The sequence below is a fragment of the Planosporangium mesophilum genome, from assembly GCF_016863255.1.
Taxonomy (GTDB): Bacteria; Actinomycetota; Actinomycetes; order Mycobacteriales; family Micromonosporaceae; genus Planosporangium; species Planosporangium mesophilum.
The window spans coordinates 1-17,794 of sequence record NZ_BOON01000080.1 but is presented as its reverse complement, the minus strand read 5'-3'; the positions used below and the strand labels follow the sequence as shown (position 1 = coordinate 17,794).

Here is a 17,794-nt window from a genome sequence, read left to right as displayed (position 1 = left end):
AGATCAGCGCCCGGGCCAGGGAACGGCAGCTGCACCCGCAGGCGTAGCGGCCGGGTCCGCACAGCGCCGGACCGCGGGCCTAGCGGCCGGCACGATCACCTTCTCCGTACCCGGATGGGCGAGTTGTCCGGTGTCGTCGAGCATCCTCGCGTCGATTGGACGAAGATGGATGTATGACCCCGGCGAGCTTCAAAGACCTGTGCATGGATGCGGACGACGCGCTTTCGCAGGCTCGGTTCTGGGCAGCGTTGCTCGGCTCGTCACCGATCGACCGGGGTGACGGTTCGGCCCGACTCGCACCGGGGCCCGGTCGTAGCTCCGCCGAGGTGCTCTGGATAGATCCGGTGCCGGAGCCGCGTACGGTCAAGACCCGGGTGCACCTCGACCTGAGGTTGGTCGAGCCGACCCCGGCGGCCCTCCTGCGGGCGGGCGCCACGGTCGTACGGGAACCGGGCGACGACCCTTGGTGGGTGCTGGCCGACCCCGAGGGCAACGAGTTCTGCGCGTTCCCGCCGGATTCCGGCACGGCCAAGCCCCCGGGCGTGTTCGAGCTGGTGGTGGACTGCCGTGACGCGTGGGCGCAGGCCACCTGGTGGGCCGAGGTCACCGGTGGCAAGGCCGTCCGCTCTGACAAGGGCTACTTCGCCTGGGTCGAGGGGGCGGCCGGGTTCCCGTGGCAGTACTGGGTGTTCCAGGAGGTCCCCGAGCCCAAGGTCGTCAAGAACCGGGTGCACTGGGACGTCGACCTGACCGGGGACGCCCCGGACGCGCTCGTCGAGGCCGGGGCGGTCGTGCTGCGCGAACCGGGCGGTGACATCACGTGGTGGGTGCTGGCCGACCCGGAGGGCAACGAGTTCTGCGCCTTCCCGGCGAAGAGGTAGCGCCGCCGTCCCGGGGAGGCGGTAACGCCGCGGCGGGCGGGTTGTTGCGGTGCGTGACGGCCGTGCCCGACCCGTCGACTCACGCGCAACCTCGCGGGTTGACGCCGGTCGTCGAGGTGAGCCGTCAGTTTGCGGAGGGTGCCTCCTTGATCAGCGGATAGTGAGCCTGATTGCAGGTGCGGGCGGGGTCCGAGGTGGCCGTGGGCGTTGTTATAGAACTGTGATAAAGGCTGCGGATGACTACAGATGGTGATCCTTCTCGCTCCTTTTGCGACGAATTTGTCGGACCGATGCCTATCTGTGGCCGGGTCGGAATGTCGTTTTCCACTACTGAGAGTGCCGATCACGGGAAACGATAGTTACCAATCGGTAGCATGGGCTTGAATGCGGATCCGGGTCACGGCAACATCACTCGCGCGCCCACCGTTGAGGGCATTCACCCTGTCTGGTCCGGTGTGGTGCAGACCTTTGCTTCACGCATCTCGTCACCAGCACCCCCCTGCCACCCCCCGGCAGCCGCTCGGTGACATCACCCGCGAGGAGGAACTCCGTGAAGGATGCGCAAGGCGACCTGGCTCCGGGCCGTACCAGGTGGCGGCGGTTCGCCGCCGTGGTGCTGCCCGCCGCCGCGGCCGCGGGCGCCATCGTGTTCGGGATGTCCAACGGCGCGATCGCCGCGTCGTTCGCCGTCTCCGGACAGACGTTCAAGGTCTCGGCCGACCGGCTCGTGGGCACCGGCTTCGTCCAGTACGGCGGAGCGGTGCACCCCAAGGACGAAGCCACGGGCAAAGCCAAGGACGTCCCGGTGGCGACGTCCGGCATCGCCGACGCCCGGCTGTACAACCTGTGCCAGTCGGTGAAGGTGCCCGGCATGCCGGTGAGCCTGGTCATCAACGCCGGTGGTGACCCCGACGCCCCCGCGCACGCCACGAACCTTCTGATCGACATGGCCGATCTGCAGGGTGACGCGACGTTCACCAACATTCACATCGGCCAGGACGCGGGCACGCTGGACGCCGCCGGCCCCGACGTGAAGGGTCAGTCCGGCTCCTTCGCACAGCAGGCCTCGGACGTCGAGATCAAGAACCTCAAGCAGGTCGCCTGGTCCACCTCGGCCGGCACCTTCGCACTCAACGGCCTGCACCTCTACGTGGACGTGAACCCCCAGGGGCCCAAGGAGTGCTTCCCCGACCCCAAGAAGTGATACGCGTACGCAAGGCCCGCGGTCTTGACGGCCGCGGGCCTCGCCCGTGCCCCGGCTCCCGAACCTTGAACGCTGGAGGAGTACGTGCCAACCGCACACGCGTCGCAGGCGGCTGAACCCACCGGGGACGGGGGAGGCTTCCGCCGCTGGCGGCGGACGAGGCCGTTCTGGGCGGGGCTGTTCCTGATCTTGTCCGGCGTCGAGCTCTTCCTCAGCGGCAACATGAACCTCGGCGCGATGGAGGTCCACGTCGGGCCGACCGGATTCCTGTCGTACGTGGTGCCGGCGATGCTGGTGCTCTGCGGCGCGGGGACCTGGATGACGCCGCACCTGCGGATGTTCTACGGCATCCTCGGCTCGCTCGTCGCCGTGTACTCGCTGATCGGCGTCAACTTCGGCGGCTTCCTCGTCGGCGTGCTGTTCGGCATCGTCGGCGGTGCCCTCGCCATCGCCTGGTCGCCGGTGGCGCTGCCGGCGGCCGCGACGGCGCCTCGTGGCCCGGAGCCGGCGGCGGCGTTCACCGTGCCCGAGCGGGTCGACGACCGGTTCGCGGAGCCGTACGCCGACCCGCGACCGCGGTACGACCACGGCCAGCCGTACGGAAGCCCGCCGGGGTACGAGATCCCGCGCGAGGTGGACAACACCGACCAGCGGTGGGGCGTACCGGAGTCCGGTGGCGGCCGCCACGGCCAGCCCGAGCCGCCGTCCTCCGGCGGAGGCTCGAGCCGGATGTTGGCGATCACACTGGTACCGGTTACCCTGGCCGCCGCGCTGGTGGCGGTCGTGCACGCGCCCACGCCCGCGTACGCCGCGCCCTGCCCGAACCCGAGCGCCTCCGCCTCGAAGGCGCCCAAGACCCCGAAGGCGTCGCCGGGCAGGAGCTCTTCGGCCACCCCCCAGCCGAACCCGTCCGGGGCCCCCGGCGGTGACAACCCGCTGATCGGGGTCTGGAACGGCCTGGTCGACGGCGTCGGGAAACTTTTCGGCGGGGGCGACTCCGTCAGTCCGGCTCCCGCCCCGTCGCCGAGCCCGAGCCCGAGTCCGAGTGCCGGCGGGGGAGGGCTGCTGCCCGGCCTGCCGGCGCTGCCGGGCCTGCCGGCGTTGCCGTCGGTCAAGCCGGGTCAGCCCAAGGCGTCCGGATCGGCGGTGCCGTGCCTGGGACCGGGCGTGGTCAAGACCGCCAAGGTCCCGCCGGGACTGCCGATGCCCGCCTCCACCCAGGCGGTCATCACCGGTCAGTCCGTGACGATGGTCAACTCCACCTACGACGGTGTGGTGGAGCTGCAGACGAAGACGGGTCCGGTCCGGGCGCTCCAGTTCACCATGGAGACGTCGGTCACGCTGCCGTTCCAGCTGAAGGTGCGCGAGCCCAACGGCAAGAGCACTCTGATCACGAGCGACTCGCTGACCATCGACAGCCAGGGTAAGGAGCGCGACGGCAAGCGCAAGCGCACCGTCAAGTTCTACACGACCAAGTTCCAGGGCGAGCTGACGCTCGTCCCCGGCCTCCCCGGCATCCCGGTCACCTTCACGCCGGACATGCCGCCGCCGCTGACCCTGCCGGTGCTGACCTTCACCAACCCGGTCATCGACCTGGTCTTGGTGCGCTCCGACACGCTCAGGGCACCGAACATGCACGTCAGCGAGGTGTGACGGACGGGCGCGCGTCCGGCCGAGCCGGACGCGCGCCCATCGGCTCCAGGCCGGACTAGACGCGCGCGAGCGCCGCCTTCAGCGGGTCCAGCCCGAGTGAGCCCAGGTTCAACGCGTTGCGGTGGAACTCGCGCAGGTCGAAATCGGCGCCCTTGCGGGCCCGCGCCTCCGCGCGAGCCTGCAGCCAGATCCGCTCACCGATCTTGTACGAGGGGGCCTGCCCCGGCCAGCCGAGGTACCGGTTGACCTCGAAGCGCAGGTTCTCGTCCGGCACCCGGCAGTGCGCCCGCATGAACTCCCAGCCCAGCTCAGGCGTCCACCGCTCACCCGGGTGGAAGCCGAACGGGTTGTCGCGCGGAATCTCGAGCTCGAGGTGCATGCCGATGTCCACGATCACGCGCGCCGCGCGGAACGCCTGCCCGTCGAGCATGCCGAGCCGGTCACCGGGGTCGGCGAGGTAGCCCAGCTCGTCCATGAGGCGCTCGGCGTACAGCGCCCAACCCTCGCCGTGCCCGGAGACCCAGCACAGCAGCCGCTGCCAGCGGTTGAGCAGCTCGGCGCGGGCCGCGGTCTGCCCCACCTGCAGGTGGTGACCTGGCACGCCCTCGTGGTAGACCGTTGTCACCTCACGCCAGGTCGAGAACGTGGTGATGCCGTGCGGCACCGCCCACCACATCCGCCCGGGACGGGAGAAGTCCTCGCTGGGGCCGGTGTAGTAGATGCCACCGTCCGAGGTCGGCGCGAGGCAGCACTCGATCCGGCGTACCTGCGCCGGAATGTCGAAGTGCGCGCCGTTCAGCTCGCTGATCGCGCGGTCGGCCAGCTCCTGCATCCAGTCGCGGAAGGCCTCCTTGCCGGTGATGTTGCGCGCCGGGTCGGCGTCGAGCGCCGCGACCGCGTCGTCGATCGAGCCACCCGGGACGATCTTCTCGGCGACCTGGCGCATGTCCGCCTCCAGGCGGGCCAGCTCGTCGAAGCCCCAGGCGTACGCCTCGTGCACGTCGACCTCGGCGCCGAGGAAGTACCCGATGGCGCGTTCGTACCGCTCGGGTCCGGCGGCCTGCTTCTCGCGGCCCCGCGGCGCGAGCTCCTCGCGCAGGAACCGGCCGGTCTCGATGGTCGCCTCGCGGGCGCGGTCGGCGGCGCGGCGGAGGTCGGCGCGCAGCGCCTCGGAGGCCCCCGCGCCGGCCCGCTCGGCGAGGCCGGCGTAGAAGTTGTCGCCGTTCGGGTCGGTCCAGATGTCACACTGCTTGGCGACCTCGATCATCTGCTGGCGCGGCGACGCGTGCCCGGTGTCCGCCGCGCGCAGCAGGGTCTGCCGCCACTGGGTCAGCGCGGTCGGTACGCCCGCCATCCGCGCGGCGATGTTGGCCGCGGCCTCCTCGCCCGACGTCGGCATCAGGTCGAACACACCACGGATGTAGTGCAGCCCGCCCGTGATGACGTTGACCTCGCTGGTCACGTCGCCGGCGTCGTAGCGCGTCAGGGCCCGGCTCAGCCGCTCCTGCATCGCCTCCTTGGCCACGCGTTCGCGCTCGTCGGCCGGGGTCACGGCGTCGAGCTGGGCGAGCGTACGCCGGTCGAGCCCGGCGAGCGTCGCATACCCCTCGGGCGACAGGTCCGTCATCCGGTCCTCACGGCCGGCGATGCCGGCGTGGGTGGCCCCGGTCGGGTCGAGCTTGGCCCACTCATCCACGTACCGGTTGGCGATGTCATCTACACGGTCCACGCCTTCGACCCTAGTTGACGGCGAGGTTCGGGGGCTCGCCGCAATCACCCTGGTCAACCTGCCCGAGGGTACGGTCAAGGGAGATCATCCGTGGGAGGCGGCCCACTCGAGCAGCGCCTGCGCCGGCATCGTGTTGACGATGCGCTCGGCTCCCACGCCGCAGGCGGCGGCGCGGGCACAGCCGTACGGTAGCCAGTCGAGCTGGCCGGGCGCGTGCGCGTCGGTGTCGATGCTGAACCGGCAGCCCAGTTCGTACGCCCGGCGCAGCAGCCGCTTCGGGGGGTCGAGCCGCTCCGGGCGGCTGTTGATCTCGATGGCCTTGTCGTACTCCGCAGCCGTACCGAACACCGCGTCCGCGTCGAACGTGCTCTCCGGCCGTTTGTTCTGGCCGGTCGCCTTCCTGCCGGTGACCAGCCGCCCGGTGCAGTGCCCCAGGATGTCCAGGTGGGGGTTGGCCAGCGCTGTCACCATCCGCTTGGTCATCGCGTCCGACGGGTCGCGCAGCTTGCTGTGTACCGAGCCCACCACGATGTCCAACCGGGCCAGCAGGTCGTCGTCCTGGTCGAGCGAACCGTCCAGCAGGATGTCGACCTCGATGCCGGTGAGCAGGCGGAACGGCTTCATGGCCCCCTGCGCGGCCAGGTCCGTGAGCTTGGAGTTCAGCGCCTCGACGATGTCCAACTGCTCGCGCAGCCGGTCGGCGGACAGGCCGCGCGCCACCTTCAGGCTGGGCGAGTGGTCGGTCAGGACCAGGTACTCGTGGCCCAGTTCGACCGCGGCCAGCGCCATCTCCTCGATCGGCGATCCGCCGTCGGACCAGTCGGAGTGGCTGTGGCAGTCGCCGCGCAGGGCGCTGCGCAGCGCCGTGGCCGCCTCGTCCAGGTCGGTGCCCGCGGTCTCCAGCAGCCGCCGCAGGTAGACCGGCTCCTCCCCGGCCACCGACTCGGCCACGCAGCGGGCGGTCACCTCGCCGACCCCGGGGAGTTCGGTGAGGGTACCGGCGTCCGCGCGGGCGGCGATCTCGTCGGCGGGCAGCGCGGCCAGGGCGGCGGCGGCCGTCCGGAACGCCTTCACCCGGTAGGTCGCCTCGTGGGCGCGCTCGAGTAGGAAAGCGATGCGACGCAGGTCTTCGATGGGGTCACGGTCCGCCATGGATCCGACCGTAGTCACATCGCGGTACGTGCGGAGGGCGGACAGGCCGACAGGCGGTCGGGCCGGGACGCGACAGGCACTGATTAGTCTGGGGCGATGCGGACCATCGACTGGGTCGACGGCGTGGTGGAGATCATCGACCAGACGGCGCTGCCCGACGTCACCCGGGTGCTGCGGCTGTCCACCGTGGAGGAACTGGTGGCGGCGGTGCGCCGGCTGGCGGTACGCGGCGCGCCGGCGATCGGCGTGGCCGGCGCCTTCGGGGTCGCCCTGGCCGCCCGCCAGTTCGCCGGCGATCCGGATGCGTTGGCGGCCGCCGTCGATCTGGTTCGCACCGCGCGCCCGACGGCGGTCAACCTCGCCCGCTGTGTCGACCGGGCCGCGGCCCGGCTGCCCGAGGGGTCGGACGCGGTCCTGGCCGAGGCGCTGCGCATCCGCGACGAGGAGGTCGACAGCGCCGACCGGATGGGCCGGCTCGGCGCCGACGTGGTCACCTCGCTGTGCGGGGAGCGGCCGCGGCTGCTGACCCACTGCAACACCGGCGCGCTGGCCACGGTGACCGGCGGTACCGCGTTGGCGGTCGCGTTCGAGCTGCACCGGCGCGGCGTGCTGGCCGGCATGATCGCCAGTGAGACCCGGCCGCTGCTGCAGGGTGCCCGGCTGACCGCCTGGGAGCTGGACCGGGCCGGCATCCCGTACCGGGTGGCGGTCGACGGTGCCGGGCCGTTCCTGATGGCGCGCGGTGAGGTGGACGCCGTGATCCTCGGCGCCGACCGGATCTGCGCCAACGGTGACGTGGTCAACAAGGTCGGAACGTACGCGCATGCCCTGGGCGCGCGAGCCGCCGGTATCCCGTTTCTCGTGGTGGCGCCCGAGTCGACCGTCGACCTGGACACGCCCTCGGGCGACGCGGTCGAGATCGAGGACCGGGGCCCGGCGGAGGTGGTGTCGTTCCACGGCGTGGCGTCCGTACCGGCGGGGGCCGACGCGGTCAACCCCGCCTTCGACGTGACGCCCCATTCGCTGGTGACCGCGATCGTCACCGACCGGCGGGTGATCCGCCTGGACAAGGGGGAGACGATGGGTTCGTACCGATCGGCCTGACGGAGCACAGGATCAAGGTCTTTCGTCTATTGTCTGGGACGCGCGCGTTCCTTTGATGCTTGTCTCGTTTGTACCTTTCGTCTGGTCTGACGGGGCGGTGATCCGGTCGACCGGTCGGCGCGGGCACCAGGTGTCAGGGGTCGGGTGAACCAAAACCCGCAAGCCCTTAAGCTACGTCCGTCTGTCCTCGCCCCAGATCTCGGAGTGTGTCGTGAAGCTGTCCATCCTCATGCCCGTGTACAACGAGGAGGCACGCCTCCCCGAGGCACTCAAGCAGGCGCTCGACGTCGACTACCCCTGTGACGTTGAGCTGGTCGTCGTGGACGACGGCAGCAAGGACGGCACCCGCGAGATCCTCCAGCGCGCCGACGACCCCCGGCTCCGGGTGGTCCTGCACGAGCGCAACCAGGGCAAGGGCGCGGCCATCAAGACCGCGGTCGCCCAGGCGACCGGTGAGTACATGGTCATCCTGGACGCCGACCTGGAGTACGACCCGCAGGACATCCCGCGCCTGCTCGCCCCGGTGCTCGACGAGCGGGCCACCGTGGTCTACGGCAATCGCACGTTCGGCGGCCACAGCTCGTTTTCGTTCTGGTACGTCATGGGCAACCGGGGCGTCACCACCGCGGCGAACATCCTCTTCAACTGCTACATCGGCGACCTGGAGACCTGCTTCAAGCTGATGCCGCTGGAGCTGTACCGCTCGCTCAACATCAAATCGAAGGGCTTCGGCATGGAGGCCGAGGTCACCGGCAAGCTGCTGCGCAACGGCTACCGCCCGTACGAGCTGCCGATCAGCTACCGGGCCCGTACCCGCGAAGAGGGCAAGAAGATCACGGCGATGGACGGCGTCGAGGCGCTGTGGATCCTGCTCCGTGAGCGGCTTCGTCGCCCCTCGCTGACCGCGAAGTAGTACGCGTCAGCGCGTCCCCGGGGTAGGGGCGGTCGGGCAGCCGTGGCCGCGTTGCCAGGCGGCGGCCTCGTCCACGGGGGAGAGGTTGCCGCCGGCGCGCCAGGAGTCGAGGTACTTCCAGGGGTAGAACACGCCGCGGCGTACCCACCAGTCGCCGGTGCCCGCGCAGACCGGCGACAGGCCGAAGTGCAGGTGGCACACGTTGCTGGAGTTTCCGGTCTTGCCCACGAGCCCCACCTGCACGCCGGCGCGTACCCGCGTGCCGGCGTCCATGCCGTTCTGGACCGCGGCCAGGTGGGAGCCGTAGTAGCGCACGCCGTCGTCGCCCCGGATCGACACCGACAGGCCGCCCTTGTCCTCGCCGGCCGGGTGCTTCGGATCGAAGTCGTCCACCCGGCTCACCTCGAGGACCACACCGTCGACCGGTGACCGTACCGGCGAGCCGCACGCGGCGAAGATGTCGGTGGCCGGGTAGTCGTGGTGGGTGTGCCCGTAGCTGGCGTTGCCGGCCACCGGGAACACCCGGTGCACCTGGGCGGCGGCCGACACGCTGGGCGCCGCGAGTACCGAGGGGCTCGGTGCCGGCCCGGTCGACGGCGCGGCACCGGACGACGGCTGGGGGGCGCTCGGGGACGCGCCCGCCTTGAACACCGCCGACGGGCCGGCGCAGCCGCCGGCCAGGACGACGGCCAGCAGTCCGGGGGCGAGTACACGAGATAGACGGCCAGGCACCCGCCCATACTGCCAGTCGCCGGTTGCCGAACGCTGCCCTGTCGGTTGCGGAGCGCACGATAGGCTGCCGGGTGGTGGAGAGTGGTATGAGCGAGAACGCGACCGGCCCGGGTACGGGCCGGACGCCACCGTGGACACCTCCCGACATGGGCTGGCCGCAGCCGGCGCCGGTACCCGGCGCGCAGCCCCCGCCCGGGTGGGCGCCCGCCGGCGCGGCGCCTTACCCGTACGGCCCGCCGTACCCGTACGGTCCGCCGCCCGCGTACGGTCCGCCGCCCGCCCCTGGTGCGGCGCAGCGCCCGTATGTCTGGCCCAGCCGGCGACCCCAGGTCGACGTGCTGCGGACGGCGCCCGGGCCGTCCCGCCCGGTCTTCCGTGAGCCGTTTCCGATCCGCGGCGGAGCCGTCGCCCTGGGCATGGTCGGCGGTGGCCTGTGGATGATGCTGTTCGGGCTGCTGGCCTCCACCGCCCGCGCGTACGCGTGGATAACCATCCTCGCGGGCCTGGTCGCCTGGCTGGTCACCCTGCTGCTGGCCCGGATGGGCGACCGTGGCGCGGCCGTGGGGCTGGCCGTGTCGACCGCAATGGGCCTGGCGATCGCGATGATCGTTGTGACGGTCCGGTGGATCGGCGGCACCTGGCTGCTCTGGTGACGTACTTGTACTCATCGTGTTGTCGAGGATGCGGAAAGTGCTGGCGTGGGTACCCTTTCGTGCCACTGTGATTGCTGAAGGCGGACCGTCTTGACGTACGCGCGGCGGACCATCAGTCTCAGCCATATGGCTTTGACGCTGCAGCGGCTCGACCCGGACCGGCGCCGGCGCCGGCTCCGGCTTCTGGCCGAGCTGGCCGACGCGAAGACGCTGCGGGACCCGGCGCAGCCGCGACGCGTGCGAGCCGACCGGCTGCGGATCCGGGAGCTCATCGCCGCGCGCCGCCGCCTCGCCGGGTAGGCGACCCAGGGGTACGTCGATCCGGACACCGGGTCACCCCGTGGTGCGACACGCCGGGGTGTCACTGCCGGCTCGATGGGCGGCGGACACCGCGGCTGCATATCCTCGCTAGCGTCCGCTCTGGGGGACGCCGTTGTTCAAAGGGTTCCCACAGCACCGACAAATTGACCCGGGGGGACCGTGTCGTACTTCGCCGCCGCCGCCGTCCGCGGATCCGATGGTTGGACCGCGACCGAACTGGACCTGTCCGGGTCCTCGGACATCGAAGAGGTGGCCGACCTGCTGCGTCAGGTCGACACCGACGCGGAGGTGTCGCTGCTCTTCGTCGAGTCCGACGAGACGTACCTGGTGGTGCTGCGCCTCGACGAAGGTGAGGACCTGAGGGTCTTCGGCTCGGACTCGACGTTCTCGGAGGAGTCCCGGATCGGGGCACTCCTGCTCGGTGACGTCGAGGAGCCGGCCCTCGACCTGGACGAGGTGGCAGGCGGGGCGGAGCACGCCCGCAAGGACTCCGACGACGAGGAGGGCGTCGCCATCGAGGCCGACGTCGAGCCGGTCGGCGACCCGGACCTGCTGCTTGATCTCGGCGTACCCGCACATCGGCTGTTGGACCTGTGTGCCCGGGACGGCATGCTGCCCTCGGACGTGACCGCGGAGCTGTGCCAGGCGATCGGGTGCGGTGACGAGATGGAGGAGCTGCGCGAGGGGTGAGCCATCAGCCGGGGGGTGCCGGGCGCCGCGCCCGACACGAGGCCTGGATGCGGCGCGCTCTGGAGGTCGCAGCCGGCGACAGCCAGGCCGTCCGCGACACCGATGACGTACCGGTCGGCGCGGTCCTGTACGGGCCGGACGGGCAGGAGCTCGCCACCGGCCGCAACGAGCGTGAGCTGAGCGGTGACCCGAGCGCCCACGCTGAGATCGTCGCGATGCGCCGTGCCGCCGCCGTCCGGGGCGACGGTTGGCACCTCGACGGGTGCACGCTCGTCGTCACGCTCGAACCGTGCACCATGTGCGCCGGCGCGCTGGTACTGGCCCGGGTGAGCACCCTGGTCTTCGGGGCCTGGGAGCCGAAGACCGGTGCGGTGGGTTCGCTGTGGGACGTCGTGCGGGACCGGCGGCTCACCCACCGCCCCGAGGTCTACGCCGGGGTCCTCGAATCCGAGTGCGCTGCCCTGCTGCTCGACTTCTTCGGCCGCCGCCGCTAGATCGTTCCCGTGACCGCCGCCGTCGCCCCTTGCTCGTCACAACGTGCCGGACGTTGTGACGAGCAAGGGGACGACGATCAAGGGGCCGAATGTCAGGCGACGATGGTGTCGAGGGCAACCTCGACCATCTGGCTGAACGTCTGCTCGCGCTCCTCCGCGCTGGTCTTCTCGCCGGTACGGATGTGGTCGCTGACGGTCAGGATGGTCAGCGCGCGGGCCTTGTACCGCGCCGCGATCGTGTAGATCGCCGCGGACTCCATCTCCACCGCCAGTACGCCGTAGTCGGCGAGCCGGTCGTACAGGTCGGGCCGGTCGGTGTAGAACGCGTCGGCAGCCAGGACCGGCCCGACGGTCATCTCGACGCCCCGGGCGGCGGCGACGTCGACCGCGGTGCGCAGCAGCCCGAAGTCCGCGACCGGGGCGTAGTCGACCAGGCCGTCGAAGCGAACCCGGTTCATCGCCGAGTCGGTGCTGGACCCGTTGGCCGCGATCACGTCGCGCAGGTTGAGGTCCGTCGACAGTGCGCCGCAACTGCCGACGCGGATCAGCGTCTGCACGCCGTACTCGTTGATCAGTTCGTGGGTGTAGATCGAGGCCGACGGCATGCCCATACCGGTGCCCTGCACCGAGACGCGTACCCCGCGGTAGGTCCCGGTGTAGCCGAACATGCCGCGGACCGTCGAGTAGCACTTCGCATCGTCGAGGAAGGTCTCCGCGATCCACTTCGCGCGCAGCGGGTCACCCGGTAGGAGGACCCGCTCCGCGATCTCACCCGGCTTGGCGCCGATATGCGTACTCATGCGGTTGATCCTGCCAGGTGGCGTTCGGCCGGGGTGCGCGACGGGCGGTTCAGCGATCGGGTACCCTTCTCGGCGGTGGCGTGTCCGAGTGGCCTAAGGAGCACGCCTCGAAAGCGTGTGAGGGGGCAACCCCTCCGCGGGTTCAAATCCCGCCGCCACCGCTCTGTAACAGGCAGACGCCCGGCGACTCCGAGTGAGTCGCCGGGCGTTTTTCTGTCTGGTCTCAGTTGCGGTATCAGGGCGCCTTCCTCGGCGACCTGCGGGCCGAGTGGTCCCTACCACCGGGTCGGGTACGCCGCCCTCTTGGACGGCGGACTTGCCCGATCCGACACCAGCATGACCTTCGATGGTCTCAATATGGTGCGGCTACGCACCTTTTGCTCAAGTTAACCCGTTATGGCATGTAATCCTTTCTCGGACTGCTGACACGCGCCCCCCTCGCACCGCGCAGCCGTCGATCCCAGCCATAGAACGGAGTTCAGTCGTGCAAACTCTTCGATCACGCGGACGGGGTGCGGGTCGTCTCAGTCGTGCGATCCTCGCCGGCGTCCTCGCCCTGGGCGGCTCGGCCGCCGTCGTGACCGCGACCGCCTCGCCGGCGCTCGCCAACCACGGGCTGCTGCTGGCCAAGGCGGAGCGGACGTCCGACGGCTTCACCTTCGAGGTGACTATCGACGCCCAGTTCAACGGAGCCACCGGCATCACCCTCAGCCCGTCCGCCGGCACGGCGACCATCAGCGGTACGAGTTGGAACAAGGGCGACCGGCCCCTTCTCGCCACCGTCACCGGCCTGACCGCGGACGAGGCCTCCACCGTGCAGGTCAGCGCGAACCTGCTCCCGAGCGGCACGTCTCTGCAATCAATCGCGAGGCCGCCGTTCTCGGCCGTCGCGCCGGCGCTCAGTCCGGCAACGGCCACCGCGGACGGGTTCACCTTCACCATCACCGACTACAACACGACCCGGTACACCTACACGCTCAGCGCCACGGGTGACGCCACCGCCACGGTCGACGCGAACGGCCTGGTCACCGTCACCGGACTGACCGCAGCAGGGAGCGCCACGGTCACCGTGACCGCGACAGCCAAGGCAGGCAGCGGATACACCGGAACCCAGTCGGCCACCCGTACGGGAACCGCCCGGCCGGCGGCTCCGCAGCCACCGGCGACTCCGGCCAAGCCGACGGCCGTCGTCGGCGACAGCGCCGCGGAAATCAGCTGGGTCGCTCCGGCCACCAACGGCGCGTCGATCACCGGGTACCTCGTCACCGCAAACCCCGGCGGGGCGACCTGTGCCGGGCCCGCCGACGCCACCTCGTGCGTCATCGCCGGCCTGCGCAACGGCACGGCGTACACCTTCACCGTCGTCGCCCGGTCCAGTGCCGGCGACTCGAACGCCAGCCCCGCCAGCGACCCGGGTACCCCCACGCCGGTTACCAGCAAGAACCTGTCCATCGACAAGCCCTCGGTGCAGCCCGGCGGCACCGTCACCCTGGTCGCTGAGGGATACCGCCCGGGTACTCCGGTCGACTTCTACCTGCACTCGGATCCGGTCCTGCTCGGCACCGTGAACGCTAACGCCAGTGGCGTCGCCACTCTGACGACCGCGCTGCCGAAGAACCTCACCGGTGGCCACACCGCCCGGGTGGTCGGCACCGGACTCAACGGCCTGCCCCTCAGCCAGGACATCGCCGTGACCATCGCCGCGTCGTCCGGCCTGCCGGTGACCGGTGGCCAGCCGTTCGTCATCGCTGGCGTCGCCATCGGGCTGGTACTGGTCGGATTCGTCTTCCTTCGCGCCGGAAGGCGCCGGAACGCCGCCACGGCCCAGCTCTGACCCGCCACCGCTCTTGAGAAGAGCACGAAGGCCCGGACCTGTGTGGTCCGGGCCTTCGTCTCATTCATCCGCTCAGTACTTGAACCGCCCGACGAGCTGCTGCAGCTCGCTGCCCATCCGGGCCAGGTCCTCGGCGGCGCGGTTGGTGTCGGCGATGCCGGTGTTGGTCTCCTGCGCGGCGGCGGCCACGCTGGTGATGTTCCCGGCGATGTCCGAGGCGCCGGTGGAGGCCTCGGCCACGTTGCGCACCATCTCGCTGGTGGTTGCGCTCTGCTCCTCCACGGCGGAGGCGATCATCATCGAGTAGTCGTTGATCCGGCCGATGACGTCGCCGATGCGGCTGATGGCCTCGACGGCGTGGCCGGCGTCACCCTGGATGACGTGGACGCGCTTGGCGATGTCCTCGGTGGCCCGGGCGGTCTCCTGGGCCAGGTCCTTGACCTCGCTGGCCACGACGGCGAAGCCCTTGCCGGCCTCGCCGGCGCGGGCCGCCTCGATGGTGGCGTTCAGTGCCAGGAGGTTGGTCTGCTCGGCGATCGACGTGATCAGCTTGATCACGTTGCCGATCTCGGCAGACGACGTACCCAGCTGGTTGATGGTCGTGCTGGCCGTGGTGGCCGCCTGGACCGCGTCGGAGGCGACCCGGGCCGCCTCGGTGGCGTTGGACGAGATCTCGCCGATCGAGGCGCCCATCTGCTCGGCTCCGGAGGCGAGGGTCTGGATGTTGCGGCTGATGTGCTCGGCGGCCTCGGAGACGACGCCGGCCTGGGTGGAGGTCTCCTCGGAGGACGCGGCGATCTGCTTGCTGACGGTGGTCAGCTCCTCGCTGGACCCGGCCAGGGTCTGTGCGCTGTTGGCCACGGCGCCGACCATCTCGCGCAGCCGCTCGGTGGCGGCGTCCAGGCCGCGGGCCATCTGGCCCAGTTCGTCCTCGCTGTTGACCTCGGCGGAGTGGGTCAGGTCGCCGTCGGCGATCCGGTCCACCACGGTGGAGACCTTGCGGACGGCGGAGATGATCCCCCGGATGGTGAGCAGCGCGAGCAGCGCGGCCAGCACCATGCCGATGACGGCGGTCGCGATGACCGTGTTGCGGGCGGTGGCGTAGTCGTCGGCGTTGGCCTTCATCTGCGCCGTCACCCGCGCCTGCGAGCTGGCGATCAGCTTGTCGATGTCGGCCTGGATCTGCGTCGCGATCGGCTTGACCTTCTGGCTGCGGATCGGCATCCACTCGGACACCTTGCCGGCCCAGCCCAGCGGGATGAGCTGGTTGCTGACGATGTCGGTGAACGAGTTCCAGTTCTTGCGCAGGTCGTCGAGGGTTTCGCGCTCGCTGGCGGTCAGGTTGTTCTTGCCGTACGCGTCGAGCGCGGCGTTCATGGCGGTGATGTCCTTGAGCCACGCCTGGTGCTCGGCGCTGCTGGCGTCCTTGGCCAGGGTCTGGTCGGCGAGGCTGTCGACGCGGGCCTGGATGTAGGACCGGCGGATCTCACTGGCGTTCAGGATGGGGACGATCGCCTGGCTCTGGATCTGCTCCGCGCTGTCGCGGAGGGTCGCCATGCGGGCCAGCGCGACGGCCAGGACCACCCCGGTGGTCAGGCAGGCCACCAGGACACTGGCGAGGAGCTTTGTGGTGAGGCTGCGGTCGGCGAACCAGTTGGAACGCCCACCGGCGGTGGTGCTGTCAGTGCCCATGGGCGCCACTCCGATCAGAGGTTGGGTGCTTCGCAAGCGCAGAATTCCGACTAATGGGTCGGAAATGCACGGAAGAACTGATCGGTCGGGGCGGCGCGTGGGTGAGGACACCAGGGTCGGCTGTGATCCACGCCATAGGACATGAGGCGGGCCCGGTTCGCGGTGGCCCGTGACATTCGCGGTGGCCCGTGACACACGTCAGGGCCGGTCCGTAGCCGGACCGACCCTGTCGTTCGCCCTGGTGAGCTGGCGGAGGATACGAGATTCGAACTCGTGAGGGTGTTAACCCAACACGCTTTCCAAGCGTGCGCCCTAGGCCTCTAGGCGAATCCTCCGTCGAGAAGGATACCCATAGGTCGCAGCCGCCCGATACCGGGTACAGTAGGTGTCGCCCCTCGTGCGGCGTACATCCTGTGAACTCCCCCAGGGCCGGAAGGCAGCAAGGGTAAGCAGGCTCTGACGGGTGCACGAGGGGCCCCTTCTTTGTCAGGCCGGCGCGCTACCGTGTCGCCAGGCCCGACGACGGCGGCGAGGGAGGTCGTAGATGGCGCTCGCGCTCTACCGCAAGTACCGTCCACGCACCTTCGCCGAGATCATCGGCCAGGAGCACGTGACCGAGCCGCTGGCGCATGCGCTGCGCAGCGGCCGGCTGCACCACGCGTACCTGTTCTCCGGCCCGCGCGGCTGCGGCAAGACCAGTAGCGCGCGGATCCTGGCCCGCTCGCTCAACTGCGCCAACGGCCCCACCCCGGAGCCGTGCGGTGAGTGCCAGTCCTGCCGCGACCTGGCGCCGGACGGTGCCGGTTCGATCGACGTCATGGAGATCGACGCGGCCTCCCACGGTGGTGTCGACGACGCCCGTGAGCTACGCGAGCGCGCGTTCTTCGCGCCGGTCAGCAGCCGGTTCAAGGTGTACGTGATCGACGAGGCCCACATGGTCTCGCCGGCCGGCTTCAACGCCCTGCTCAAGCTCGTCGAGGAGCCGCCGGAGTACGTCAAGTTCGTGTTCGCGACGACGGAGCCCGAGAAGGTGCTGGGCACGATCAAGTCGCGTACCCACCACTACCCCTTCCGGCTCATCCCGCCCGGGGTGCTCCGGCCGTACCTGGAGAAGCTCTGCGAGAGCGAGGGGGTCCGGGTCGAGCCGGCGGTCTTCCCGCTCGTGGTGCGCGCCGGTGGCGGTAGCGCCCGGGACACCCTGTCCGTGCTCGACCAGCTCATCGCCGGCGCCGGTCCGGAGGGTGTGAGCTACGCCCGGGCCGTCGCGCTGCTCGGTGTGACCGACGCCGCCCTGATCGACGACATGTGTGACGCGCTCAGCGCCGGGGACGGTGCCGCCGCGTACGCGACGGTCGACCGGGTGGCCGAGGCCGGCCACGACTCCCGCCGGTTCGCATCCGACCTGCTCGAACGGCTGCGTGACCTGATCGTCTTGCAGCAGGTGCCGGACGCGGTCGGCAAGGGGCTGCTCGACGCGCCCGACGACCAGCTCGAGCGGATGGCCGGGCAGGCGGCCAGGATCGGTCAGGCGACGCTGTCGCGATTCGCCGACATCGTGCACAACGGACTGACCGAGATGCGCGGCACCACCGCGCCTCGGCTGCTGCTGGAGCTGGTCACGGCCCGCATGCTGCTGCCGGGCGCCGACGACTCCTCGGCCGCGCTGCTGCAACGACTGGAGCGCATGGAGCGCCGGCTGGGTGCCGCGGGCGAGCCGGCACCGGCGTACCCAGCGGCGGCACCGGCTGTGCAGGCGGCGACGACGCCTCCGGCCGCGCCGCAGGCCCTTGTCGCACCTGCCGCGCCCGCCGTGTCGGCATCCCCGGCGGTGTCCACGGTGGCATCGCCCGCGCCGCCTCCGTCGCCCGCGACCGCGCCGCCTCCGTCGCCCGCGACCGCGCCGCCTCCGTCGCCCGCGACCGCGCCGCCTCCGTCGCCCGCG

Annotated in this window: 16 protein-coding genes, 2 tRNA genes and 1 other RNA gene; 13 read left to right on the top strand and 6 right to left on the bottom strand. The window is 70.7% G+C overall.

Annotated features, from left to right (window positions below; all coding sequences use genetic code 11):
- Positions 1-173 precede the first annotated feature (173 nt).
- The 3 genes from Pme01_RS30280 to Pme01_RS30270 all read left to right on the top strand — a co-directional run bounded on the left by Pme01_RS30280 (position 174) and on the right by Pme01_RS30270 (position 3,738).
- Positions 174-881, top strand: a complete 708-nt coding sequence (locus Pme01_RS30280; protein ID WP_168113954.1) for a VOC family protein — start codon at positions 174-176, stop codon at positions 879-881.
- Between the two features lie 550 nt (positions 882-1,431).
- On the top strand, positions 1,432-2,085 hold the full coding sequence (locus Pme01_RS30275) for a DUF6230 family protein (RefSeq protein ID WP_168113955.1): 654 nt from the start codon (positions 1,432-1,434) through the stop codon (positions 2,083-2,085).
- A gap of 84 nt (positions 2,086-2,169) precedes the next feature.
- A complete protein-coding gene (locus Pme01_RS30270; protein ID WP_168113956.1) occupies positions 2,170-3,738 on the top strand; it encodes a DUF6114 domain-containing protein in 1,569 nt (522 codons plus the stop codon).
- Between the two features lie 55 nt (positions 3,739-3,793).
- Here the strand turns inward: Pme01_RS30270 and Pme01_RS30265 are convergent, their stop codons facing one another.
- Positions 3,794-5,467 carry a DUF885 domain-containing protein gene (locus Pme01_RS30265; protein WP_168113957.1) on the bottom strand — a complete coding sequence of 558 codons (1,674 nt, stop codon included), beginning with the start codon at positions 5,465-5,467 and terminating at the stop codon, positions 3,794-3,796.
- Between the two features lie 84 nt (positions 5,468-5,551).
- The gene (locus Pme01_RS30260; RefSeq protein ID WP_168113958.1) at positions 5,552-6,619 is read right to left on the bottom strand and encodes a PHP domain-containing protein; all 1,068 of its coding nucleotides are present in this window, start codon (positions 6,617-6,619) and stop codon (positions 5,552-5,554) included.
- Positions 6,620-6,715: 96 nt separating this feature from the next.
- Here Pme01_RS30260 and mtnA point away from each other — a divergent pair, with 96 nt between their 5' ends.
- Both mtnA and Pme01_RS30250 read left to right on the top strand, forming a co-directional pair.
- The gene (mtnA, locus tag Pme01_RS30255) at positions 6,716-7,723 is read left to right on the top strand and encodes an S-methyl-5-thioribose-1-phosphate isomerase (RefSeq protein WP_168113959.1); all 1,008 of its coding nucleotides are present in this window, start codon (positions 6,716-6,718) and stop codon (positions 7,721-7,723) included.
- Between the two features lie 211 nt (positions 7,724-7,934).
- Entirely contained in the window at positions 7,935-8,636 is a 702-nt protein-coding gene (locus tag Pme01_RS30250) for a glycosyltransferase family 2 protein (protein WP_168113960.1), read from the top strand.
- Positions 8,637-8,642: 6 nt separating this feature from the next.
- Here the strand turns inward: Pme01_RS30250 and Pme01_RS30245 are convergent, their stop codons facing one another.
- Positions 8,643-9,368: a M23 family metallopeptidase gene (locus Pme01_RS30245; protein WP_168113961.1), complete on the bottom strand. Its 726-nt coding sequence runs from the start codon at positions 9,366-9,368 to the stop codon at positions 8,643-8,645.
- A gap of 86 nt (positions 9,369-9,454) precedes the next feature.
- Between Pme01_RS30245 and Pme01_RS31335 the strand changes: the two genes are divergently transcribed.
- From Pme01_RS31335 to Pme01_RS30225, 4 genes are all read left to right on the top strand, one after another.
- Positions 9,455-10,021: a hypothetical protein gene (locus tag Pme01_RS31335; RefSeq protein WP_239088554.1), complete on the top strand. Its 567-nt coding sequence runs from the start codon at positions 9,455-9,457 to the stop codon at positions 10,019-10,021.
- Positions 10,022-10,147: 126 nt separating this feature from the next.
- Positions 10,148-10,321, top strand: a complete 174-nt coding sequence (locus tag Pme01_RS30235) for a hypothetical protein (RefSeq protein ID WP_168113962.1) — start codon at positions 10,148-10,150, stop codon at positions 10,319-10,321.
- 180 nt (positions 10,322-10,501) lie between these two features.
- Entirely contained in the window at positions 10,502-11,032 is a 531-nt protein-coding gene (locus tag Pme01_RS30230; protein WP_168113963.1) for a tRNA adenosine deaminase-associated protein, read from the top strand.
- On the top strand, positions 11,029-11,526 hold the full coding sequence (locus tag Pme01_RS30225) for a nucleoside deaminase (protein WP_338090158.1): 498 nt from the start codon (positions 11,029-11,031) through the stop codon (positions 11,524-11,526). Before Pme01_RS30230 ends, Pme01_RS30225 begins: the two co-directional genes overlap by 4 nt.
- Before the next feature lie 92 nt (positions 11,527-11,618).
- Here the strand turns inward: Pme01_RS30225 and deoD are convergent, their stop codons facing one another.
- Positions 11,619-12,326: a purine-nucleoside phosphorylase gene (gene deoD, locus Pme01_RS30220; RefSeq protein ID WP_168113964.1), complete on the bottom strand. Its 708-nt coding sequence runs from the start codon at positions 12,324-12,326 to the stop codon at positions 11,619-11,621.
- A 74-nt stretch (positions 12,327-12,400) separates the two neighbouring features.
- Here deoD and Pme01_RS30215 point away from each other — a divergent pair.
- Together Pme01_RS30215 and Pme01_RS30210 are read left to right on the top strand one after the other, a co-directional pair.
- A tRNA-Ser gene (locus Pme01_RS30215) sits at positions 12,401-12,487 on the top strand.
- A 323-nt stretch (positions 12,488-12,810) separates the two neighbouring features.
- The gene (locus Pme01_RS30210) at positions 12,811-14,160 is read left to right on the top strand and encodes a fibronectin type III domain-containing protein (RefSeq protein ID WP_168113965.1); all 1,350 of its coding nucleotides are present in this window, start codon (positions 12,811-12,813) and stop codon (positions 14,158-14,160) included.
- A 72-nt stretch (positions 14,161-14,232) separates the two neighbouring features.
- Here the strand turns inward: Pme01_RS30210 and Pme01_RS30205 are convergent, their stop codons facing one another.
- The gene (locus tag Pme01_RS30205) at positions 14,233-15,852 is read right to left on the bottom strand and encodes a methyl-accepting chemotaxis protein (protein WP_168113966.1); all 1,620 of its coding nucleotides are present in this window, start codon (positions 15,850-15,852) and stop codon (positions 14,233-14,235) included.
- 247 nt (positions 15,853-16,099) lie between these two features.
- Positions 16,100-16,187: transfer RNA gene (locus tag Pme01_RS30200), tRNA-Ser, on the bottom strand.
- A gap of 51 nt (positions 16,188-16,238) precedes the next feature.
- Between Pme01_RS30200 and ffs the strand changes: the two genes are divergently transcribed.
- Both ffs and Pme01_RS30190 read left to right on the top strand, forming a co-directional pair.
- An RNA gene (ffs, locus tag Pme01_RS30195) (signal recognition particle sRNA small type) lies at positions 16,239-16,335 on the top strand.
- A gap of 61 nt (positions 16,336-16,396) precedes the next feature.
- A partial coding sequence (locus tag Pme01_RS30190; protein WP_203935985.1) for a DNA polymerase III subunit gamma and tau occupies positions 16,397-17,794 on the top strand: 1,398 nt, incomplete at its 3' end.

Bases quoted from the DNA above. Each gene is read 5' to 3' on its own strand.
- Pme01_RS30280 (WP_168113954.1), top strand. From the start codon at position 174: ATGACCCCGGCGAGCTTCAAAGACCTGTGCATGGATGCGGACGACGCG.
- Pme01_RS30260 (WP_168113958.1), bottom strand. From the start codon at position 6,619: ATGGCGGACCGTGACCCCATCGAAGACCTGCGTCGCATCGCTTTCCTA.
- mtnA (WP_168113959.1), top strand. From the start codon at position 6,716: ATGCGGACCATCGACTGGGTCGACGGCGTGGTGGAGATCATCGACCAG.
- Pme01_RS31335 (WP_239088554.1), top strand. From the start codon at position 9,455: ATGAGCGAGAACGCGACCGGCCCGGGTACGGGCCGGACGCCACCGTGG.
- Pme01_RS30235 (WP_168113962.1), top strand. From the start codon at position 10,148: ATGGCTTTGACGCTGCAGCGGCTCGACCCGGACCGGCGCCGGCGCCGG.
- deoD (WP_168113964.1), bottom strand. From the start codon at position 12,326: ATGAGTACGCATATCGGCGCCAAGCCGGGTGAGATCGCGGAGCGGGTC.
- Pme01_RS30205 (WP_168113966.1), bottom strand. From the start codon at position 15,852: ATGGGCACTGACAGCACCACCGCCGGTGGGCGTTCCAACTGGTTCGCC.